Source organism: Acidimicrobiia bacterium (genome assembly GCA_040881685.1).
Classification (GTDB): domain Bacteria; phylum Actinomycetota; class Acidimicrobiia; order IMCC26256; family PALSA-555; genus SHVJ01.
On record JBBECS010000054.1, the window covers coordinates 142,735 to 164,085 of the forward strand.

Sequence of the window (21,351 nt, forward strand, 5' to 3'; positions counted from 1 at the left end):
CTCTAGGTCGACGGGGTCGTGGTCGGCGGGAGGATCCCCTGGATCACGATCTGATCCTGCACCTTCTGGCCGTTCTGACCGTTGGCCGTGAGCAGGTACGTGTGCTGACCAGCCGGACAGGTGAACGGGAACTGCTTGTTGTCGGTGGGTCCGAAGTTTCCGAACGGCGCGGGGCCGTCGATGCTGATCGTCACGCCCGTCGTGTTCGTCGTGGCCCACACGAGGTTCACGTTCACGACGCCGCCGCCGTCGGGGCAGTTCACGGGCGACGGGCTCGCGGTGAACTGGAGGATCCGAGGGCCGGCCGCAGTCGTCGTCGACGACGTGCTGGTCGACGTGGACGAGCTCGTCGACGTAGACGAGCTCGATGTGGAGGTGGAACCCCCGTTTTTCTTGTCACCACCACCGGCTGCGAGCGCGATCACCGTGCCGACGAGGATGCCCAGCACGAGCACGCCGCCCGCGATGAACCACAGCCGCCGCCGATCAGCGTCACCTTCGTCGTCCCACATCCCGCCACCGCCGCCCGGAGGCTGCCCGCCGCCCCCTCCGGCCGGGATGTCCGGACGCGTGACCGGAGCGGTGGCATCGGCGCCGAAACCCCGCGCAGGGAGGGTGGCGTCTGGATCCTGGGTCGACATCGCGAGGACGGTAGTGGACGCCGACAGCGGCATCTCGGCACCGAGACGCGACCCACCCGGAGTGGTCGTGCATACTGCCCGCGCCGTGACTGACCACGATGACGCCGCTCGATACGCCGCGACCGCCGGCGCGCGGTTGCTCGAATTGCGCGCCCAGGACAACCGCGACGAATGGCGGCGCTACGCGCTCGGTGACGCCGGCGATCTCGCTGCCAACCGGCAGCTGCTCGAGCTGCTCCACGCCGAGCACCCCGACGATGCAGTGCTCTCGGAAGAGTCCGCCGATGATCTGGGTCGGCTCGACGCGGATCGAGTGTGGATCGTGGACCCGCTCGATGGCACGCGAGAGTTCACAGAAGCCGGACGCTCCGACTGGGCCGTGCATGTTGCGCTGTGGGAGCGGGGCGTCGGTGTGCGCGTCGGTGCAGTTGCGCTCCCGGCGCGACAGCGCGTGCTTTCGACCGCGGAGCCACCAATCGTCCCGGCCTCGACCGACCGACCCCCACGCGTCGTGGTGAGTCGTACGCGCCCGCCCACTGCAGCCCGAAAGGTTGCCGCCGCGCTCGACGGAGAGCTCGTTGCGATGGGTTCCGCCGGCGCGAAGGCGATGGCCGTCGTCACCGGCGAGGTCGACGCGTATGTACATGCCGGCGGGCAATACGAGTGGGACTCTGCTGCTCCGGTGGCGGTGGCCGCCGCCGCGGGCCTGCACGTGTCACGGCTCGATGGATCGCAGCTCGAGTACAACCAACGAGACCCCTGGCTTCCCGATCTGATCGTGTGTCGCCTCGACCTCGCCGAGGCGATCGTCGCGGCAGCTGCGGGTGAGCAGTAGCGCCTATGGCGCCGCATCCCACTATTCGGCTTCCCACCACCACGCGACGCCGGCCAGCCCCGGACCGGTGTGCACGACCATCACCGGTCCGAACTCCCCCACGAACGCCGTCGTCGGGTGTTCGAGCTCCGACACCCGCGCCAGCAGCTCGTTTGCCGTCTCGACGGCGAGCGCGTGCAGCGCGGCGACGTGCAGTCGAGAGCGTGGGGGTCGAGAGCGGTGCACGAGCGCGACGATCCGATCGAGGGCCGTCGCTCGACTCAGCGCGGGGCGCAGCCGGCGGACCGCGCCGCCGCGAAACTCGAAGAGCGGGTTGATCCCGAGACGACGCCCGGCCCAGCCCGCGACACCCGGGACCCGGCCGCTGCGAACGAGATGGTCGAGGGTGGGGACGGTGGCGACGAGTCGAACCCGTTCGATCACCGCACGCGCCCGGTTCTCCACGTGCTCGAGCGACGCGCCGCCGCGCGCGGCTTCGGCCGCCGCAAGGACGACGAGGGCCTCCGCGCCACCAGCTGTGGCCGTGTCGATGACGCGCACCGGTCCGTCGACCGCCTGTGCTGCGACGCTCGCGGCGTGATACGTCGCGCTCATCGACGACGCGATCGTCAGCACGACGGCTCCGCCGTTGCCAGCACATGCCTCTTTGATCGCGGTCTCGAACTCTCCTGGAGTTGGAGCTGAGGTCGTGACGTCGCATTCGTGGAGGAGCTCGTCGAGCGGACGACCGCCCTCCGGCTCGGGCACGCCGCGAACGGTGAGCCACATCGGCACGACCGCGATCCCCTGCTCGCGTGCGAGGTCGGGCGGCAGCGCGGCAGCGCTGTCGGTGACGATGGCGACGGTCACGACCGCACCACGTTCTCCGCGGTGACGCGAACCAACAAGGACGCCAGCAGCACGAGGAGGCCCGACCCGAGCAGCACGACTCGGGCCGGTTCGAGGCTTCCCAGCAGATGCGCGTCTCCGAGCAGATCGCCGGCAAGACCGGCCGCGATCGCGGCGACGCCGAGCCCGAGCCGGATGACCACGTGGAAGGCCGCGAACGCGAGCACGCGCTGGTGGCCGTCGATCGACGACTGGATCGCTCCCATGCCCGACGCGAGCGTGAACGCGGCTGCGGCCCCGAACACCAGCGCGCCCGCGAACGCGAGGCTGATCGACGACGCCAGGCTGAAGACCGCGACGATCAGGCCGATCGCGGCGACGCCGAGGCGCGCCTCTTGGATCGAGTCACGCGCCCGACGCACGTGGAGCAGACCGAGGCCGGCACCGGCGCCGACACCGAACAACGCGATGAGCACTCCGAACTCGGTGTCAGACGCATCGAGAACGTCGCGGACGAACACGATCCCGAGCGAGAACAGGGCGCCGAGCCCGAGCGCGACGGCCGCCGCCGCGGGCATGACGGCGCGTACAAGAGGGATCCGAAACGCCTCGATGAACCGCGCATCCTCCGAGGTCGGACGACCACCGATTGGTGCTCGCAACATGTGCAGGCGAGAGACGAAGGCGAACGAGACCAGGAAGGTGACGGCGTCGATCCAGAACACGAGCGCAAGCGGGCGATCGAAGAGATCGACGAACGGCAGCGCGGCGCACGCCGCGAACAACGCCGCCCCGAGCGGGATGGAACCGTACGACGAGCCGAGCACGAGACCGTTGGCGAGCGGAAGGTCATCCGCGGACTCCACCAGATCAGGGATCGACGCGTCGCGCGCCGGCAGGAACACGAGGCTGGCGACCTCGAGCAGCACTGCACACAGATAGACCCACCAGATCTCGCGCACGAGGGGGACGGTGGCGATGATCACCGCACGCGACGCATCCATGGCCAGCATGGTCCGACGTCGGTCCCACCGGGACACGGCCCGCGCCGCGAGCGGGCCGCCAAGCGCAGCCGGGAGAAGACGCAGGGTCAGGATCCCGCCAACCGCCGTTGGTGAGTCCGTGAGCTCGAGTGCGAGTGCCATGAACGCGACCGTGCCCATCCAGTCACCGAGGCTGGAGACCAGCTGGCCGATGAGGAGGTCACGGAACCCACCGCGGCGCACCAGCGAAGTGACGGTCACCTGGTGGGTGTGTCGGGATCGCGGTCGAACAGCAACCGGCGCGCATAGGGCTCGAAGCCGGGGGTGGGGGGCGGCGCGTTGGCGACCACGCGTTTCGCCAGCATCGGCACCGCGACGGCCCCACCGGCCGCCGCGCCGAACGCGCTGTTCGTGATGGCAAGCACCGGGGCGAGCAGTACCTCGCCGAAGAAGCCACCGAGGCCGGTCTCGCGCACCGCTTTCCCGAGCACGAGGCTTCCGAGGAGCACGACCATGCCGGGCCACGCATTGACCGCCAGGGCACCGAGCGCCGGAGCGACACCGCGTCCGCCCTTCCCACCCAGGAAGGGCGACCAGTTGTGACCGGCGACAGCGACGCCACCCGCGAGTGAAGCAAGCAACCATCGGTCGCCGGCAACGAGTGGACCGAGCGCGCCCTTGGCCATGTCGAGGATGCCCGACACCGCGAGTGGCCAGAAGCCGCCAACGCGGTAGATCGACGTGCCTGACACCGTTCCGTACGGCGTGTCCCGCAGATCAACACCCTTGACCCAGCGCGCCACAAGGTTCGAGAAAGGAATGGCGCCTGCGATGAACGCGAGCGCCAGCACTCCCCCCTCGATCATCCGGTCATTCTGCCGGGTTACCCACCGAGAGGTTTGATGACTTGGTTGAAGGCCTCGCCGAGCGCGGTTTGGCTCGCGATCACCGATTCGCTCATGACGACGCGCCCCGCCGGTGGGCAGGGTTCGTTCAGCGTCGTACCTCCGGTCGCCGTCTTGGGCGTCGGCGCGACCGTCGTGCCGGCTGCGACCACCTCGAAGCTCGTGCACACACCCCTGATCACGCGCCGTCCCGTCGTGTCAGATACGTAGCAGATCAAGCGAACGAAGGCGGTGCCTGGTGCGGCAGTGTCGGGAACGATGATCGTGTCGGCGCCGGTCGTGAGTCGGACACCGTCGGACGTGAGCAACTCCGTTGCGAAGGCGCTCGACGCGCGACACTCCGAGTCTGCGATCGGGCTGCCGACGACCGTGTAATGGATCTCCGTGCCGGGCGCACCCGAAGAGGGATCCAGCGACCCGATGCCCACGCCGTCATCTGCGCTCGGCTGGGCCGCAGTCTGGGCAACCAGCGCGACGAGGACGACGATCGCGAGCAGAGAGATTCGGAGCACGCGGTTCACGGGCCTCCTCGGAGATCGGGTACGCCCAGTCTGCCCAATGAGGCGCCCTCGACGGGAACTCGAACTCACGATGCGGGAAGTTGGGGTAGCACCCACTGGAAGATCAGCTCGGCCGCATCGGGGTTGAAATGCACGCCGTCGTAGCGCAACTCGACCCCGTTCAACGTGTTCGTGTACACGCCGTCGGGTGACACGTATGCGTTGAGATCTACCAATGTCACGCCCGCATCCGCGCGCTGTCGCACGAAGCGCGTCAGGAGCGCGTTCCAATGATCGATGCGCGCTGGATCGTCCTCGTCCCATTTCGACGGTTGACCCACGACCTCGGGTCGGTGGTTGTACGGAGCGGTGAGCAGCACGACCTTCCCGCCATGGGCGCGCAGGGTGTCAACGCCGCGTTCGAGCTGCGCGAGCAGATAGCGGTCCGACTTCTTGCTTCCGAAAGGCAGGCTCTCACCGTCGACTTCGAGATCCTGGACGACGAACACATCGAAGACCACGACCGAGACGACCGGCGCCGTCTCGGACACAAATCCCTCCCACTGTGCGGGCCAGTCGTCGCAAGTCGTCTCCGTCGGTGCCGAGCGCCCGCCGTGCTCGATCACGGCGCGCTGCGCGAGTCCGCACGCGAGCTCCCCACGGTTGAAGAGCTCCACTCCCGCTGCGTGCGAACCCCGGTCGAAGCCGTCGCCGAGGGTCTTGGCCACCGAGTCGCCGACGACGAGGACGCGTGCGGGCACGGGTGCCGGTGTCCCTGGCAAGGTCGTCACCGGTGGCGATGCGACCGCAATCTCGTCCGGCGTGCCCCGGACGACGGGAACCAGGAGGAACACGGCCGCAAGCACCGCGGCCAAGCCCGGCACCACGACGACCGCGCGCCGCGCGAGCTGCGGCCAGTCACCCCGGCGCACCGGCATCTCCACGAAGAAGTAGGAAGCCGCCGCGAGCCCAGCGCTCACCGCGATCCGCAAGATGAGCAGCGCCGTCCCGTGCAGACCCGAGCGGTCCTCGGTCAACGTCAAGTACACCGGCCAGTGCCATAGGTAGAGCCCGTACGACACCTTGCCGACGGCGCGCAGCGGCTTCGGTGACAGCGCCGACCGCACGAGGTTGCGCCGCGGCTGCACTGCCGCACCGATCACCAGCGCGCACGCGACTGCCGCCAGGAGGTAGCCACCGCGGTACATCCATTCAGCCGTGTCTCTTGTGACAATGAGCATCACGAGCAGAACAACGGATCCCGCGAGACCCGCACGCACCCACGGAGCGGCGCGCGGCGCGCGACGGCGGCGTGTGCGCTGACGCAGGAGAACGGCCGCGAGCACCGCCCCCGCGAGGAGCGCCTGCGCGCGGGTATCGGTGCCGTAGTACACACGTGACGGGTCCGACCCGGATTTGTAAAGCGCGGCCATCAGCAACGCTGAGACCACTGCACCGATCACGAACACCCGCGTGACGAGCCGCAGCTGTGGACGCCAACGGAGCAGCACCAGCACGAGGAACGGCCATAACAGGTAGAACTGCTCTTCGATCGCGAGCGACCACATGTGCCGGAACGGCGACGGCGCCGCGAACTGCTCGAAATAGCTTTGGTCCGACAGGACGAAGCGCCAGTTGGCGACGTAGCCGATGGCGGCCAGCCCGTCGTCTCGTATTCGCTCGAGCTGCGAAGCCTTTGCGATTGCGAGCGCATAGACGGCGATGCCCAACAGCACGAGCGCGAGTGCCGGCAGTAAGCGGCGCGCTCGGCGGATCCAGAAACCCCGAAGGTCGATTCGGCCATGTCGGCCCCACTCGGCGAGCAGCAACGTCGTGATCAAGAAGCCACTCAGCACGAAGAAGAGGTCGACACCGAGGAAGCCGCCGCGCATCCACGTGGCACCGCCGTGATACAGGAGGACCGCGATGACCGCGACCCCGCGGAGCCCGTCGAGCGCGGGCTGATGCGGGATCGACGGCGCGCTCGGAGTGGAAGGGTCCCCGTGCGCCTCCGGCGTCCCGTCGGCGCGGGCGCGGGTGTCCAAGCGCGTCAAGTCTGACCGCCCGCTTCCTGCCCGTGTAGGTCGCGCGGGTACGTTGGGCCGATGCGCCGTGGCACCCGGGCTCTGGCCTTCGCCGTCGCCACTGCGACGCTCCTCGCGATGGCGCCCACGGTCGTGAGCGCGAGCGCACCCGCGAAGGCCAAGCCCGCGGCGTACGCCAAGAGCGTGTGCAGCAGCTTGGACAGCTGGCTCACCAAGATCGAGAGCGCGAGCGCGCAAGCCTCCGCGGCGCCGCCAACGACTCCGGCGCAGGGCAAGAAAGCCTTGCTGAAGCTGGTCGGCTCGGCCGTCAACGCGACGAAGGCGCTCGTGGGCAAGCTGAAGAAGACCGGACCACCGGCGGTCGAAGGCGGGGCAGACGTGCAGTCGATCGTGGTCGGGCAGTTCAAGCAGGTGCAATCGACGCTGACGAACGCGCGCAAGTCACTGAAGCAGCTCCCAGCCGACGATCCGGTGGCGTTCGTGGCTCAATCACGGACGGCTCAGGACGCAGTGGAAGCCGGGCTCGAGAGCGTGCAAGCCGCGCTGAACGCGGCCAGCGCGCTCGACGTGGCGCCACTCGTGAAGGCATTCAACGCACAGGCAACCTGCCAACAGCTCACCGACTGACCACGTCGGCCGCGTGCCGGCGGCGCCACCAGCGACGGATACGCCCCGCGGGCTCGAGCCACTTGGCTCGCTCCGCCACCTGCACGACGTTGGTCATCACCTCCCCGAAGTGGTCGGGACGGGCGAGCAGCCAGCTGTGCCCACCCGGGACGGAGATCGTCGGCGCATCGCCGAGCGCGTCGCGCAATGCATCGATCGACGCGTCGGTCACCACCCGATCTCGCGGCGACCACACCACCACTACGGGGAGTCCGCGCTTGCGGAGCGCGCCGAGCTCATCGGTGAGGTCGGCGTCGCGAGCAAGGCGCGCCGAGCGCCAGAAGGAACGCGGGTCGAGCACGATGTTCGGGAGTGCCTCGGTGAACACCACCGGAAGTACCCGAGAGAGCTGGATCGCGCCGCGCAGATCACGCGAGAGGTGCAGACCCCAATCCCAGATCGGCCGATCCGTCATCGGTCGAACCAGCTCGCCGTCGTCTGCCCACACTGCTCCGCCGATCGAGTTCACGAGTACGAGGGCGCCGACACGATCGGGATGGTCGTGCGCGGTCACGATGGACACGCCGCCGCCGAACGAATGCCCCACGAGAAGCACCGGTTCGGTGACGCCCAGCTCGTCGAGGAACGCGACCAGCCACGTCGCGTAGCCGCGCAGCGTGCATTCCTCGGCGGGCAACCCGGCGCTCCCGCTGAACCCGGGCATGGCCGGCGCGATCACGCGCACTCCCATCGCGGCGAGGCGCTTCACCGCGCCCCGATAGGCCCGGTGGCTGAGCCCCCATCCGTGCAGGAACACGACCGTGCGCCCGCGTCCAGCCTCGAGATACGACACCGACCGCCCGGCGACGCGGCGACGGTGCCAACGCAACCCGGGTTTAGGAATAGCGGGCCTCGACTCCCTTGGACTCGCCGTGGTTCGCGACCGCGTCGACGAAGTCGGAGAGCAGCGCATCGGCGACGTTGGCGTGCGCGGGCGACAGGACCATGTGCAGGCCGCGCGGCTCCACGTTGCGATTGAGATTCCAACCCCGTTCGTCCATCACGTCGCCGACCGCGTACAGGTCGAGGCTGCTCGACTCCAGCGCGAGCACGGGCCCGATCGGCGCGCCGACGATCTCGATTCCGGAGATGCCTTCGAGTCCTGTGCGGATCTTCTCCACGGTCGTCATCAGCCCGCGCATGATCTCGGTGTACCCGTCGACCCCGAGATAGCGCATCGCGGCCCATGCGCTGGCAATGGGGGCCGCGGGTCGTGCTCCCATGATCGCCGGCGATCCGTACACACCCGCCGGCCACTGGTCGTAGAGGAAGACCTGGTGCGAGGACCAGTCGGGGTCGCGGTGCAGCACCACCGACGCGCCCTTCGGCACGTATCCGAACTTGTGCACATCGGCCGAGATCTCGGTCACACCCTCGACGCGGAAGTCCCACGGCGGCACATCGCGGCCAAGTCGTTCGAGGAAGGGCAGCACGAATCCGCCGAGGCACCCATCCACATGACATCCCGCGCCGTGCTCGGCCGCGAGCGCGGCAATGTCCGCCACCGGGTCCATGACCCCATGGGGATACGAGAACGCCGACGCGACCAGCACCGCCGTCGACGGTCCGACGAGGCGCGCGGCCTCGCGCACGTCCACACGCCATTGGTCATCCAGCGGGACTGAGACGAGCTCCATGCCGAAGTAGTGGGCCGCCTTCGCGTAGGCCGGATGCGCCGAGTGCGGGGCAAGGATTTGAGGACGCTCGACGCCGCGCGCACGCGCGCGCTCGCGATTGACGAGCATCGACATGAGGATCGACTCGGTGCCACCCGAGGTCATCGTCCCGCCACCGGGCTCGGGTGCGTGCAGGAGGTCGCCGGTCATCTGCACAACCTCGGCTTCGAGCGCGGCGACTTCGGGGAACTTGAAGGGGTTGAGCGCGTTGTGGAACAGGTATCGACGTTGGACCTCGAGGAACAGCTGCTCGAGGTCGTCGCGGCCCGAGGGATACACGAGGCCGAAGAGCCGAGCGCCGAGGACGTCCGGTTCGACTGCACGGCGTCGGTCGAGCTCGGCGAGCACGTCGTCCGCTGGGGTGCCCCCGTCCTGCATCAGCTGGTGTGCATCAGCTGCTGACGTGCTGCGCGGCGAGCCGTCCAGCCTCGCGCTGGTACTCCGTGATTCCCGCGGGTTCGAACGGCCCGACCGAGCCGGCCGCGATCGCTTCGGGCGACTTCTCCGGGATCTCGAGCAGCTCGGCGAGCAAGCTGACCGGGTGCTCGGCCACCGAGTGGTAGTCGACCGTGAACAGGTCGCGGCCCAGCTTCTCCGCCACTGCCTTGCCACGGCGGATGGCATCGGCCAGGCGAACATCGACGCCCGGGTTGTCGAGGAGCCGATCACGGACATCCACGCGGAAGAATCCTTGCCGGTCCACGTAGCCCGTCTCGAAGAGCCCGATCATGGTGGCGAGCCACGCGAAGCCCTTCGGGTCGGGATCGGCGCGGCCGAGGAACGCGAACACCTCGAGCTCGCCCTCCATGGTCGTGCCGTAGTCGGCGAGTACATGCACGAAGTCGTGCTGCGCGAGGTACGCCGAGGCCGCACTGCGCGTCCCAGGGAGGAAGAAGCCGCGCTCCCGGTACATGTCGGAGACGCATCGGCCGAGGCTTCCCTCCGGGAGTTCGGCGAGCTGGCGCCATCGAAGCTCGAGGTCGGGCTCGGGCGGGCCTTCCTCCCACGGGTCTTCGAGCGCGGCCTTGGAATGCAACGTCTCCATCGACGTCTCGTCGAAGTGCTCGGCGAAGCCGCTGCGACGAAGGTCGTTCCAGGCAAGGCCGAGTGCGCCCCTCGCATACTTGCGCGCGATCCCGACGAAGTCGTCGGCGATCCCCAGCACCTCGGCACATTCGGCGACGCGACGCGCGACGTCCTCCGGGATCGGCGTGAGCACCATCTCGGCGAGGACCATGTGGTGCACGATCCGCTGGCGGTACTGGTGCCCGCGGCGCGCCAGCACCTTGCCGAGCTCGGCGGCATCGAGTGGCTCGAGCGACCGGTAGTCGATGTCGACTTCGGTGACCGCCTTCGTCACCGCCCGTAGCAAAGACACCTGCACATCGGTGAGCCCGCCATCGGGCGCGACCGCCGTTGCCATCCCGCGCGAGACCGCATGGACCTCTTCGTATTCGGGCTTCGACGTGTCGACGTCGGCGGACGGGTCCGAGAATGGACCGGTCACGGCAGACAGCGCTCCGGCAACGGATGCTGGAACAGCTGCGCCGCGTTCTGGTGGAGCATCTTGCGCAGCTCGTCGACGGGAAGGTCGCCCCAGAAGCGCTCGACGACAGCCTGCGAGTCGGGCCACGTACCGTCGCCGTGCGGGTAGTCGGTCTCGAACATGATGTGGTCGACGCCGATCGCGTAGCGCGTCGCGATCGTCGACGGGTCGTCGATGGTACAGAACCAGAAGTTGCGCCGGAGCACCTCGGCCGGACGCATCCCGCCGAAGCCGTCGAGGCCATAACCCGAGCGGTCGACGATGTTGTCGAGTCGGTCGATAAGCATGCCGACCCAGCCGATGCCACCTTCCGACATCGCGATCTTCAGCGTCGGGTAGCGCGCCCCCCACGCCGACCACACCCACTCCGCGCACGCCGTGAGCGAGAGTTGGCCGAACAAGGTCGCACCGAGCTGGAGAGGCGGGCAACCCGCCGGGAAGTCGGGCATGCCTGACGAGCCCACGTGCAGGCAGATGACCGTCTCGGTCTCCGCGCACGCGGCGATGATCGGCTCCCAGTAGTCGCTGAAGATCGCCGGGAAGTCGATGCGGTGCGGGCGTTCGGGCAGCGTGACCGCTCGGAACCCGCGTGCGGCGTTGCGACGGATCTCCTCAGCGCCGATCTCGGGATCGGAGAGCCAGGTGATTCCCATCGGGATCGTGCGGTCGGGGTACGGCTGCCACCACTCCTCGTACATCCAGTCGTTCCACGCACGCGTGACCGCAAGCCCGAGCTCCGGGTCCTGCGCCTGCGAATACACGCGGCCACAGAATCCCGTGATCATCGACGGGAAGTTCAGGGACGCCCACACGCCGTTGATGTCCATGTCGCGGACTCGGGCGTCGATGTCCCAACAGCCCCGCCGCATCTGGTCGAAGCGGAACGGCTCGATCTTCACCGTCTCGGGCCGTCGCCCCGCCACCGCGTTCTGACCCACCTGGAAATGGCGAGCGCCCTCGAACTCCCAGACCTCGTGACCGCTCTCGTCCTCGATGATGCGCGGCGCGCGCTCCTGGAGCGCCTTCGGCAGCCGGCCCTCGAACATGTGGCGTGGCTCCACGAGGTGGTCGTCCACCGAGATGATCGTGTACTTCACCTCGCGGGGTTCGGGCTCAGGAAGGAAGAGGTCCGGGCGGGGCTCGGCGGTCGTCGTCATACCCAAGAATCTACGGCACCCCCCGTTCTGGAGATCCAGGGGCTACTGCTTCGGTCGCTGTGGGGCTCCAGAAGGGGGGTTGGCGGTGGGGCCGAGCCGACCGCGCTGGTCGAGCACATACAGCAGAACGAGCGCCGGCAGACAGGTCAGCACCGCCACGCCGAACACCGCGAGGACGGCGGTGAGCGTCGCGTCCGGGGCGGACGCCGCGTCGAGCGTCAGGTGCGTCCCGAGGAGGTGCGGGTACTGCGCGACGCCCCATCCACCGACCACGGTGGCCACCGCGCCGACCGCGAGCACGCGCGCAACCGATGGTGTGCGCCGCACGAGTGCGACGAGTGCCGACACCCCACAGAGGGCGGAGAGTACGACGAGCGGCAGCGCCTGGTGGGTCAGCCGGTTGAACAGGTGAGGCGAGTCGGAGTCGAGGATGGCGATGCCTGCGAGCGCGACCGCACCCGCGACCGCACCCGCGCCAATGGCGCGCACTCGGAAGTACCGCTCGAGATCCGCGTCCTGGCGCCGCCGGGCCTCGGCGACCAGGAACGTGGCGGCGAGGTACGCGCACGTGACCACGGCGAGCACGCCGCCGAGGATGGAGGTGGGGTTGACCCAGCTCGACACGAGGTCGCCCCGAGCGTTGCCTACGGGCACACGACCCGACGCGATCCCGCCGGCGACGGCGCCAAGGAAGAACGGCGTGACGAGAGACGACACGGCGAAGACGGCGCCGTACGCGCGTCGCGCTCCGAGCCGCGTCGAGACGTGCAGGAACGCGAAGCCCGACCCGCGCAGCACGATCCCGAACGCGGCGACGGTCAGCGGAACGAACAAGGTGGACATGAGGGACGAGAACGCATCGGTGAACGAGGTCCACAGCACGACGAGGCTGAAGATCAGCCACACGTGGTTGGCCTCCCACACCGGTGCCAAGGCGGCGTCGATGAGCGCGCGCGGGCGCCGGCCGCGCTCGCTCCCCCCGGCCACGAGATCCCAGAACCCGGCTCCGAAGTCTGCGCCCCCGAAGACCGCGTAGAACGTGACCCCGATCCACAAGATGACCGCGACGACGTCAGTCATGCGTTCCTACCACTCGACCCCGCGGGCGCGAGTTCAGGAGGAGGTCCGTAGGGCACCGGTGGCTCATCGGCGTCTGCCGCGCGCCAGCGGCGCGCCATCGAGCGGAGCACGAGCACCGCCGCCGTCCCGACGGCCGTGTACAGGAGCACGACAACGATGAGACTCACCCACACGCCGTCGGCTCGAGTCACCGCGTCCTCGGTTCGGAGCAGGCCCTGCACCACCCAGGGTTGGCGGCCGACCTCCGTCACCACCCAGCCGGCCTCCATGGCCACCATCGAGAGCACACCTGCAGCCGCGGCGCTGCGCAGGAACCACCGTGACCGCGGGAGGTCGCGGCGTCGCCACCACGAGAACGCGAACCACGCCGCGAGGGCGAGTAGCGCGGTGGCGATCCCCACCATCACGTCGAAGGCGAGATGGACGATGCTCGCCGGCGGCCGGTCACGCGGCGCGACCGACTCCAAGCCGATGATCTTCGTATCGGTGCTGTAGTCAGCGAGCCATGACGCGAGTCCGGGGATCTTGATCCCATAGCGAACCTCACCATCCACGAGGATGCCGCCGATCACCTCGGGCGCATGGCGCTGTGTCTCGAACACGAGCTCTTGCGCCGCGAATTTCACCGGCTGCTGGTGGAAGACCTCGCGCGCGGCGAGGTCACCGACCACGATCTGGAACGGCATCACGACAGCCGCGACGCTGAACGGCACGAGGAAGCCCAGTCGATGATGCCGATCGCGACGACCACGCAACATCGCGAACGCGTAGACGCTGGCGACCACGAATCCCGCAACCAGGTATGCGGCGAGCAGCATGTGGACGCTCTCGTGCCAGAACGCGTCGTTGAAGATGACGCGCCACGGATCGACGTCGACGACTTTGCCGTCTCGAAGCGTGAAGCCGGCCGGCTGGTTCATCCACGCGTTCGCGGCGACGACGGCCAGTGTTCCGCCGATGCCGGACAACACAACTGGGATGCCCGTGAGGAAGTGCGGCCAGGGTGGCAAGCGCTTCCACCCGTAGATGTAGACGGCAAGAAAGATCGCTTCCAGGAAGAAGAAGAGTCCTTCGATCGCGAACGGGATGCCGTACGCGTCTCCGAACCGTCCCATCAAACGCGGCCAGAGCAGCCCCATCTCGAAGGTGAGGACCGTGCCACTGACCGCGCCAACCGCGAAGAGGACGGCCGCGACCTTCGACCAGCGCTGCGCGAGGCGCAGCGCGACCTCGTCGCCGCGGCGCAAACCGCGGAAATGCACGAGCAGCGTGATGAACGTGAACGCGACGCCCATCGGTACGAGCAGGATGTGGAACCCGAGCGTGAACGCCATCTGCGTGCGCGCCGGCAAGAGCTGCGATGGCTCCGAGCTGAGCGCCGCGAGCACGTCCATCGGCACGTGAGCCTACGGGGGAGACCCTTCACGCAGCGGGGTTGCACGACCGCTGAACGCGGGATCAACTACGCCCGGCGGGGGACGGTGACAAGGAAGGGACCGGACCACGCTCGGCACTAGCCGCAGGATCCCGGAGCTCCCGGAGGGCGGGGGGTTCCATCCCCCCGTTCGACGCGACACATCTCATGCGGGCAGGCCGCAGCGTCTCGCGGCCGCGCTCAGCCCACTTCGAGGGGAGGTGATCTCTATGACGAAGCGCGTGATCGTCCGTCTGGGCGCTCTGCTCTCCGGCCTCGCAGCAGTGATGCTGTCGGGCGGAGCTGGCTGGAGCATCAAGTAGGGCAAGGAATCGAGGGATAGGGCCGGGGGATCGCCCCGGGATCCTGCGTGCTGGAATCTGGCAAGACTGCGCCGAACCTGCGAACATTTCGACGGCATGGGCGTCGGGACCGACGGGCAACGCCCGTTCGGCTTGTGGTGTGCCCTCGTAGGGGGCCTGGCAATGGCGCCTGCCCTCGCGCTCGCATCCGGGGGGCCGCCGGTTCCCGTCACGGAGCTCGCCGTGTTGGTGGCGTTGTGCGTGTTCGCCGAGCACATGGTCGTCCGCCACCCCAATGGAGCCGCGCTCTCGGGCTCGGTCGTCGTTGCGCTGGCAGCGGTGTTCGTGTTCCGTCACAGCGCTCCACTTCTGGGCCCGCTGCTCGTGGGACTCGCCGGCGGCCTCTACTTCCCGCACCTGCGCCGTGGGCAATGGCTGCTCATGTTCTTCAACGCCGGCAACTTCGGGCTTTCAACCCTCTCGGCCGCGGCCGCCTATCAAGTCGTCGCGGGGACCACGACGCGAATCGTCCCGAGCCTGCTCGGCGCGATCGCGGCCGGTCTCGCGTACTGCGCGGTCAACGTGTCGATCGTCGGCATCGGGCTCCACTTCCGGCATCGGATGACGTTCGCTTCGTTGGTTCCCACGCTCTGGGGTGTCGCCGACCTCCAGATCATCGTCTTCGCCACCGTCGGCGTGTTCCTCGGTCGTCTGTACGACCATCACGGCCTGTGGGTCCCCGTACTGTTCGTGCTTCCCATCCTGGTGGCGCGCCAGGCGTACGCGGCGTATCTCGCGATGCAGGAGGCGCGCGAAGCAACCCTCGACGTGCTCATCGAGTGCCTCGAGGCCAAGGACCCCTACACCGCCGGCCACGTGCGGCGCGTCGCGACGTTCGCGTGTTACATCGGTTCTGAGTTCGGGCAGTCGTCGGGCCGCCTCCGTCGCCTCCGCGAAGCCGCGCTCATGCACGACCTCGGGAAGCTCATCATCCCGAACCAGCTCCTGAACAAGCCCGGTCGCCTGACGGCGAGCGAGTACGCCCGTGTCCGGCATCACGAGGTCATCTCAGTCGACCTACTCGCAGGGATCGACCTGCTCGCCTCGAACACCAATGCGGTCACCGACTACGGGCTCGACGCCTCACTCGAAGGTCGCATCGTGCACGTGGCCGACGCCTTCGACGCGATGACGTCGACCCGGGCCTACCGCAAGGCGATGTCGCACGACGACGCGGTCGCCGAGCTGCGCGCCAACGCGGGGATCCAGTTCGACCGCCAGTGCGTGGAGAGCCTCATCACCGCACTCGAGCGCGTTGGTGAGCGCTACGGCGCGGGTGTGGAATCGAGTGCGGCCGCTCGACGGTTCGGGGTAGAGCCACCGCTCGCCGGTGCCGGCTCAGCAGGGCTCGGCGACCTCGCGCCCGAACCTGCTTGATTCGATCGCTCACTGCGGGCCGGGATACCCGGCCCGCGGGCGTTCGCTCCCTGGCGAGCGCCTCCGCTCCCTCCGGTCACTGCGGCGCCGCGCTCGCCAGCATCCGTATGCGCGCTCAGCCGCCGCCGAACTTCTGGCCACCGACGGCGGTGACGCCGCCGTCCACCACGATCGCGGCCCCGTTGATGTAGGACGCCTCTTCGGAGAGCAGGAACCGGACCACGCGCCCGACCTCCTCGGCCGCGCCCAATCGACCGAGCGGCACCGTGGACTCCAGTTGGGCTCTGGCTTCGGGTGACGGGATCGCAGGTTCGAGCATGGGCGTGCTGATGTACCCCGGACACACTGCGTTCGCCCGGATGCCCTCGAGCCCGAGCCGGTGCGCGAGCGACCGCGTCAGACCGATGAGCCCGTGCTTCGAGGCGACGTACGACGGGATGCCGCCGTGACCGATGAGCCCCTCGATCGACGCGATGCCCACGACGGCCGAACCCGGGTTGGCCTGACGCAGCGCGGGGAGCAGCGCCGAAACGATCAGTCCGTGCGCGCGCAGGTTGACATCCAGCACGAAGTCCCAGGTGTCGGCGTCGATCACGTCATCGAGCGCGGGCCGTACCATCCCTGCGGCGTGCACGAGTCCGCCCACTGAGCCGAGCGCCGCGAGAGTTGGCGCGACCGCAGCGTCGATCTGTGCCCGTTCGCTCACGTCGACGTGCGCCGCGTGGCTCGTCACCCCGATTGCCGCACACTCAGCCGCCGTCGCGGCAGCGCCCGCCTCGTCGACATCCCATACCGCGACGGGTCGCCCGACCGCCCCCAGCGCGAGCGCGCACGCCTTGCCGATCCCCGACGCGCCACCGGTGACGACCACGCCGGTGGCGGGAGTGCCGAGGCTGTCGCTCACGTCAGTCCTCTTGGGCGGCGAGGGCCTGCTCCTTGGCCCAGCGGTAGTCGGCCTTGCCGTTGGGCCCGCGCTGGATCTGCTTCACCAACACGAGCTCGCGCGGCACCTTGTAGCCCGCGAGCTCCTTCCGGCAATGCGCCTGGATCCCATCGAGTGTGAGCTCTCCCCCATCGCGCCGCGACACCACCGCCACCACACGTTCCCCCCACCGCGCGTCGGGTACACCCACCACGAGCGTGTCCTGCACTGCGGGGTGCGCGAGCAGGGTGGCCTCGACTTCTTCGGGAAAGACCTTCTCTCCACCGGTGTTGATCGCGAGCGAGCCGCGGCCGTGCAGGACGATCGAACCGTCGGCTTCGACGTGGGCGAAGTCGCCCGACATCGCCCAGCGCTCTCCGTCGACCTCGACGAACGTGGCCGCGGTCTTCTCGGGGTCGTTGTAGTAGCCCATCGGGAGGCGGCCTCGGCGCGCCAGGCGCCCGACCACGCCCGACCCCGGCGAGACCGACTTGAGGTCGTCGTCGAGCACGGCGGTGCGGTCGTCAACCGCGAAGTGGGCGGCAGACGGCGCGTCGCCACCCGGCTCGCGGCGCTCGTTGCCGACGACGCCCGTCTCGGTGGAGCCGTACCCGTCGATGATCATCACGGTGGGCAGGGCCTCGCGCGCGAGCTCCTTCGTGGTGGAGGAGCACAGCGCCCCGCCCGACGCGAGCACGAACAGTGAGGAGAGGTCCCAACGGTCCGGGTTCGCGCGCACGAGGTCGATGACCGGCCGCACCATCGCGTCGCCGACCAAGGTGACGAAGTTCGCCCGTTCCTTTTGGATGAGGTCGAGCGTGGCCGCCGGCTCCCACGGGCCGGGCGCGCCGTAGACCGCCTGACCCCCGGCGAAGAGCGTGGACAATGTGGACCAGTGCCCGCTCACGTGCATGAGCGGAGGAGTCACGAGCTGCACCGCGGGCATCTCCGGGATGCGCTCCACGATCTCCTCGGGTTCGGTGATCGGCGAGGTGCGGGTCGGGTCGCCGCCACCGAGCGCACCGAAGAAGATGTCTTCGTGCGTCCACATCACGCCCTTCGGCATGCCGGTGGTGCCGCCCGTGTAGCAGAGGTACAGGTCGTCGTTCGCCCGCCCTGCGAACGTGCGGCTGGGCGATGACGCCGCCAGCGCGGCCTCGTAGTCCACGGCACCGTCGGGGATCGGTTCACCGCTGTCGTCCTCGACCACGATGAGGTGCCGGAGCTTGTCGAGCTTCGGAACGACGCCGACGACCGCGGGCCCGAAGCGCCGATGGAACACCAAGCCGACGAGGTCGGCGTCGCTGAACAGGTGCTCGAGCTCGCGCTCCACGTATCGGTAGTTCACGTTCACCGGAACGGCGCGTAGCTTGTAGCAGGCGAGCATGCCTTCCATGTACTCCGTGCCGTTCAGCAGCTGGAGCCCGACGTGGTCGCCGCGACCGATGCCGGCGTCAGCGAGGTGGTGCGCCAATCGGTTGGCACGTTCCTCGAGCTGGGCGTAGGTAAGGCGCCGGTCGTGCGCAACGAGCGCGGTCCGCTCCGGGACGGCGTCGGCGACGCGCTCGAACAGCTCGGACAGGTTGTACGACGACATGTGTGAGCCGAGAGGCTACCGACTAGAACAGTTGGGATGTCTGGTGTGACGATCACGCCGGTGTCGGGTGCGTTGGGCGCCGAGGTGCGCGGGCTCGACCTCGAGCGGCTCGACGACGCCGGCTTCGCCGCGCTCGAGCAGGCGCTCATCGACCACCTCGTGGTGTTCCTCCCCGATCAGCACCTCACGCCCCACGGCCACACGGCCCTCGGCCGGCGGTTCGGGGAGATCGAGATCCACCCGTTCCTCCAGAAGCTGAGCGACGAGCACCAGGAGATCGTCGTGCTCGACGGCGACGCCGGTGCTCGCGCCGACGTCTGGCATACCGACGTCACGTTCAGCGATTCACCGCCCCTGTGTTCGATCCTGCACATGGTGAAGTGCCCGAGCCGCGGCGGAGACACGCTGTTCTCGAACCAGTACCGCGTGCTCGAAGGACTGTCGGAGCCGGTCCGCGACCTGCTCGGTGGTCTGACCGCGGTGCACACCGCCGCCGTGTTCGGGCACCCCGAGCAGCAGTCGGAGCACCCCGCCGTGCGCGTGCACCCGGTGACCGGTCGTCCGTCCCTCTACGTCAACCGCCAGTTCACGTCCCACTTCCCGCAGCTCCGGCGCGGCGAGAGCGACGCGCTGCTGGACTTTCTCCTTGCCTTCTCCGAGCAGCCTCAGTTCCAGTGCCGATACCGATGGGAACCGGGCGGCGTCGGCATCTGGGACAACCGCTGCACGCAGCACTACGCGGTGAACGACTACGACGAGTCACGCGTGATCCAACGCGTCACCGTGCTGGGCGATCTCCCCAAGGGTGACGCGCCGCGGTGGTCACACTGGCAGCCGACCACCATGTCGGCATCCGCCGCCGGCGAGATGGGGCTGAGCGGGTCTTACTAGCTGCCACGGCGGTCAGTGAGGAACGGGAACTTCTTGCGCACGTCGGTGACTCGCGCCGGGTCGACGTCGGCGACGAGGACTGCCTCCGTGCCCGTCGCCTCAGCCAGGACCTCGCCGAGCGGATCGACGATCCGGCTGTCGCCGACGTAATCGAGGCCACCGCCCTCACCGACGCGGTTGACGCCGACCACGTAGGCCTGATTCTCGATCGCGCGCGCCACGAGGAGCGCGCGCCAGTGCGCTCGTCGGCTCTCGGGCCAGTTCGCGACCACGATGTAGCAATCCGTATCGTGCGCGAGCGCCCAGAACTCGTCGGCAAAACGCAGGTCGTAACAGACGAACAAGCTGCACCGGGCGCCGTCCACGTCGACGGTGACGTGTTCACTCCCCGCCGCGAACCGCTCCTGCTCACGGGCGTAGCTGAACGGGTGGATCTTGGCGTAGCGATGAGTGGTGCCGTCCGGGGCGGCGAGCACCAGGCGGTTGAACGGCAGGGTCTGACCAGCGGGGCGCTCGGGCAGCGAGCCGCACACCCACACGCCGTGCCGCTGGGCCTGCTCGACGAGAAACCGAGTGCTCGGGCCGTCGACCGGCTCTGCGATCTTCTCGGTGTCCATCGAGAACCCGGTCGAGAACATCTCGGTGAGCACCACGAGCCGCGCCCCGGCGTCGGCGGCCTCGGCGATCGCCGGCTCGAGTACCGCGAAGGTCGCGGGCGGGTCCTCCCACACGATGTCGTGCTGAATCCCCGCGACTTTCATTTCTTCAGCGCCTTGAGCCGGCTGACGGCCGCGTCGAGCACCTCGAGGCGCTTGCAGAATGCGAACCGCACGAGTGATCGACCCGCATCGACATCGTCGTAGAAGACCACGTTCGGCACACCGACCACACCACATCGGTCGGCGAGTGAACGGCAGAACGCGGCTCCGTCACCTTCACCGAATGGTCGGATGTCAACCGTCACGAAGTACGTGCCCGCGGGTTCGAACACGTCGAACCCGACATCACGGAGACCGGAGCAGATCAGGTCCCGCTTGATCATGAGGTCGTCCCTGAATGCCGAGTAATAGCCGTCGTCGAGCAGCAGCGCACCGGCGATCGCATGTTGGAACGGGGCGCCGCTGACATACGTCAGGTACTGCTTGACCATCCGTACCGCCGCAACGAGTCCGGGCGGGGCACACACCCAACCGATCTTCCAACCGGTGAAGGAGAACGTCTTGCCGGCCGAGGAGATCGTGACCGTCCGCTCGCGCATGCCCGGAAGCGACGCGAGCGGTATGTGTTCGCCATCGAACACGAGGTGCTCGTAGACCTCGTCGGTGACCGCGATCAGATCGTGTTCCACGCACAGCTCGGCGATCAGCTCGAGCTCCTCGCGGTCGAACACCTTGCCGGTTGGATTGTGCGGGGAGTTGAGCAACAAGAGTCGTGTCTTGTCGGTGATCGCGGCGCGCAGCGCGTCCGGATCGAACCGGTAGTCGGGAGTTCGCAGGGTCACCACTCGGCGATGCGCGCCCGCCATCGCGATGCAGGCCGCATACGAGTCGTAGTAGGGCTCGAACGTCACCACTTCGTCGCCGTCGTTGCACAACGCGAGCAGGCTGGCCGCGATCCCCTCGGTCGCACCGGTCGTGACGAGGATCTCGGTGTCGGGGTCGTAGGCGAGGCCGTAGAACCGCTGCTGGTGTATGGCAATCGCCTCGCGGAGCGCCGGGATTCCGGCCCCAGGTGGGTACTGGTTGTGGCCGTCGCGGATCGCGGCGATGGCCGCCTCGGCCACTGCGGCGGGTCCATCGGTGTCGGGAAAGCCTTGCCCGAGGTTGATCGCGGCGGTGCGTTCCGCGAGTGCCGACATCTCCGCGAAGATGGTCGTGCCGAAGCCATGGAGCCGTGACGTGAGGTAACGATCGGCGTCAGCCACCG

Annotated in this window: 20 protein-coding genes; 4 read left to right on the plus strand and 16 right to left on the minus strand. The window is 68.6% G+C overall.

Annotation, left to right across the window (positions count from 1 at the left end; genetic code table 11):
* Positions 1 to 2: 2 nt before the first annotated feature.
* A complete protein-coding gene (locus WEE69_15370) occupies positions 3 to 641 on the minus strand; it encodes a hypothetical protein (GenBank protein MEX1146682.1) in 639 nt (212 codons plus the stop codon).
* An 85-nt stretch (positions 642 to 726) separates the two neighbouring features.
* On the opposite strand from WEE69_15370, the gene WEE69_15375 reads away from it, so the two are divergent.
* Positions 727 to 1,476, plus strand: coding sequence for a 3'(2'),5'-bisphosphate nucleotidase CysQ (locus WEE69_15375; protein MEX1146683.1), 750 nt, complete (start codon positions 727 to 729; stop codon positions 1,474 to 1,476).
* 21 nt (positions 1,477 to 1,497) lie between these two features.
* Here the strand turns inward: WEE69_15375 and WEE69_15380 are convergent, their stop codons facing one another.
* The 5 genes from WEE69_15380 to WEE69_15400 form a co-directional block, all read right to left on the minus strand.
* Positions 1,498 to 2,325, minus strand: a complete 828-nt coding sequence (locus WEE69_15380; GenBank protein MEX1146684.1) for a DegV family protein — start codon at positions 2,323 to 2,325, stop codon at positions 1,498 to 1,500.
* A complete protein-coding gene (locus WEE69_15385) occupies positions 2,322 to 3,548 on the minus strand; it encodes an MFS transporter (protein MEX1146685.1) in 1,227 nt (408 codons plus the stop codon). The genes WEE69_15380 and WEE69_15385 overlap by 4 nt, the downstream gene beginning before the upstream one ends.
* Positions 3,545 to 4,153, minus strand: coding sequence for a glycerol-3-phosphate acyltransferase (locus WEE69_15390; protein ID MEX1146686.1), 609 nt, complete (start codon positions 4,151 to 4,153; stop codon positions 3,545 to 3,547). The genes WEE69_15385 and WEE69_15390 overlap by 4 nt, the downstream gene beginning before the upstream one ends.
* Positions 4,154 to 4,170: 17 nt before the next feature.
* Positions 4,171 to 4,713: a hypothetical protein gene (locus WEE69_15395; protein ID MEX1146687.1), complete on the minus strand. Its 543-nt coding sequence runs from the start codon at positions 4,711 to 4,713 to the stop codon at positions 4,171 to 4,173.
* 65 nt (positions 4,714 to 4,778) lie between these two features.
* The gene (locus WEE69_15400; protein MEX1146688.1) at positions 4,779 to 6,737 is read right to left on the minus strand and encodes an acyltransferase family protein; all 1,959 of its coding nucleotides are present in this window, start codon (positions 6,735 to 6,737) and stop codon (positions 4,779 to 4,781) included.
* A gap of 60 nt (positions 6,738 to 6,797) precedes the next feature.
* Here WEE69_15400 and WEE69_15405 point away from each other — a divergent pair, with 60 nt between their 5' ends.
* Entirely contained in the window at positions 6,798 to 7,364 is a 567-nt protein-coding gene (locus WEE69_15405) for a hypothetical protein (protein MEX1146689.1), read from the plus strand.
* Here the strand turns inward: WEE69_15405 and WEE69_15410 are convergent.
* Genes WEE69_15410 through WEE69_15435 form a run of 6 tightly spaced genes read right to left on the minus strand, consistent with a single transcriptional unit; the run spans position 7,354 to position 14,256 of the window.
* Positions 7,354 to 8,196 (minus strand): alpha/beta hydrolase, encoded by an 843-nt coding sequence (locus WEE69_15410; GenBank protein ID MEX1146690.1) that lies wholly within the window; start codon positions 8,194 to 8,196, stop codon positions 7,354 to 7,356. The two genes, WEE69_15405 and WEE69_15410, sit on opposite strands and share 11 nt — an antisense overlap.
* A 43-nt stretch (positions 8,197 to 8,239) precedes the next feature.
* A complete protein-coding gene (locus tag WEE69_15415; GenBank protein MEX1146691.1) occupies positions 8,240 to 9,457 on the minus strand; it encodes an aminotransferase class V-fold PLP-dependent enzyme in 1,218 nt (405 codons plus the stop codon).
* A gap of 13 nt (positions 9,458 to 9,470) precedes the next feature.
* Positions 9,471 to 10,586, minus strand: a complete 1,116-nt coding sequence (locus tag WEE69_15420) for a hypothetical protein (protein MEX1146692.1) — start codon at positions 10,584 to 10,586, stop codon at positions 9,471 to 9,473.
* Positions 10,583 to 11,782, minus strand: coding sequence for an amidohydrolase family protein (locus WEE69_15425; protein ID MEX1146693.1), 1,200 nt, complete (start codon positions 11,780 to 11,782; stop codon positions 10,583 to 10,585). The genes WEE69_15420 and WEE69_15425 overlap by 4 nt, the downstream gene beginning before the upstream one ends.
* A gap of 42 nt (positions 11,783 to 11,824) precedes the next feature.
* Entirely contained in the window at positions 11,825 to 12,862 is a 1,038-nt protein-coding gene (locus WEE69_15430; protein MEX1146694.1) for a cytochrome d ubiquinol oxidase subunit II, read from the minus strand.
* Complete coding sequence (locus tag WEE69_15435) at positions 12,859 to 14,256, minus strand: cytochrome ubiquinol oxidase subunit I (GenBank protein ID MEX1146695.1); 1,398 nt, start codon at positions 14,254 to 14,256, stop codon at positions 12,859 to 12,861. The genes WEE69_15430 and WEE69_15435 overlap by 4 nt, the downstream gene beginning before the upstream one ends.
* 439 nt (positions 14,257 to 14,695) lie before the next feature.
* Here WEE69_15435 and WEE69_15440 point away from each other — a divergent pair, with 439 nt between their 5' ends.
* Positions 14,696 to 16,015, plus strand: coding sequence for an HD domain-containing phosphohydrolase (locus WEE69_15440; protein ID MEX1146696.1), 1,320 nt, complete (start codon positions 14,696 to 14,698; stop codon positions 16,013 to 16,015).
* Between the two features lie 115 nt (positions 16,016 to 16,130).
* On the opposite strand, the gene WEE69_15445 is transcribed toward WEE69_15440, so the two are convergent.
* Positions 16,131 to 16,919: an SDR family oxidoreductase gene (locus WEE69_15445; GenBank protein MEX1146697.1), complete on the minus strand. Its 789-nt coding sequence runs from the start codon at positions 16,917 to 16,919 to the stop codon at positions 16,131 to 16,133.
* 1 nt (position 16,920) lies between these two features.
* Complete coding sequence (locus WEE69_15450; protein ID MEX1146698.1) at positions 16,921 to 18,534, minus strand: acyl-CoA synthetase; 1,614 nt, start codon at positions 18,532 to 18,534, stop codon at positions 16,921 to 16,923.
* 36 nt (positions 18,535 to 18,570) lie between these two features.
* Between WEE69_15450 and WEE69_15455 the strand changes: the two genes are divergently transcribed.
* On the plus strand, positions 18,571 to 19,425 hold the full coding sequence (locus tag WEE69_15455) for a TauD/TfdA family dioxygenase (GenBank protein MEX1146699.1): 855 nt from the start codon (positions 18,571 to 18,573) through the stop codon (positions 19,423 to 19,425).
* Here the strand turns inward: WEE69_15455 and WEE69_15460 are convergent.
* Positions 19,422 to 20,186 carry a nitrilase-related carbon-nitrogen hydrolase gene (locus WEE69_15460; protein ID MEX1146700.1) on the minus strand — a complete coding sequence of 255 codons (765 nt, stop codon included), beginning with the start codon at positions 20,184 to 20,186 and terminating at the stop codon, positions 19,422 to 19,424. The genes WEE69_15455 and WEE69_15460 overlap by 4 nt on opposite strands.
* Positions 20,183 to 21,349 carry a pyridoxal phosphate-dependent aminotransferase gene (locus WEE69_15465; protein MEX1146701.1) on the minus strand — a complete coding sequence of 389 codons (1,167 nt, stop codon included), beginning with the start codon at positions 21,347 to 21,349 and terminating at the stop codon, positions 20,183 to 20,185. Before WEE69_15465 ends, WEE69_15460 begins: the two co-directional genes overlap by 4 nt.
* Positions 21,350 to 21,351 lie beyond the last annotated feature (2 nt).

Coding starts and splice junctions, on each gene's coding strand:
- WEE69_15370 (MEX1146682.1), bottom strand. CDS start 641: ATGTCGACCCAGGATCCAGACGCCACCCTCCCTGCGCGGGGTTTCGGC.
- WEE69_15390 (MEX1146686.1), bottom strand. CDS start 4,153: ATGATCGAGGGGGGAGTGCTGGCGCTCGCGTTCATCGCAGGCGCCATT.
- WEE69_15405 (MEX1146689.1), top strand. CDS start 6,798: ATGCGCCGTGGCACCCGGGCTCTGGCCTTCGCCGTCGCCACTGCGACG.
- WEE69_15415 (MEX1146691.1), bottom strand. CDS start 9,457: ATGCAGGACGGGGGCACCCCAGCGGACGACGTGCTCGCCGAGCTCGAC.
- WEE69_15425 (MEX1146693.1), bottom strand. CDS start 11,782: ATGACGACGACCGCCGAGCCCCGCCCGGACCTCTTCCTTCCTGAGCCC.
- WEE69_15430 (MEX1146694.1), bottom strand. CDS start 12,862: ATGACTGACGTCGTCGCGGTCATCTTGTGGATCGGGGTCACGTTCTAC.
- WEE69_15435 (MEX1146695.1), bottom strand. CDS start 14,256: ATGGACGTGCTCGCGGCGCTCAGCTCGGAGCCATCGCAGCTCTTGCCG.
- WEE69_15440 (MEX1146696.1), top strand. CDS start 14,696: ATGGGCGTCGGGACCGACGGGCAACGCCCGTTCGGCTTGTGGTGTGCC.
- WEE69_15450 (MEX1146698.1), bottom strand. CDS start 18,534: ATGTCGTCGTACAACCTGTCCGAGCTGTTCGAGCGCGTCGCCGACGCC.
- WEE69_15455 (MEX1146699.1), top strand. CDS start 18,571: ATGTCTGGTGTGACGATCACGCCGGTGTCGGGTGCGTTGGGCGCCGAG.
- WEE69_15460 (MEX1146700.1), bottom strand. CDS start 20,186: ATGAAAGTCGCGGGGATTCAGCACGACATCGTGTGGGAGGACCCGCCC.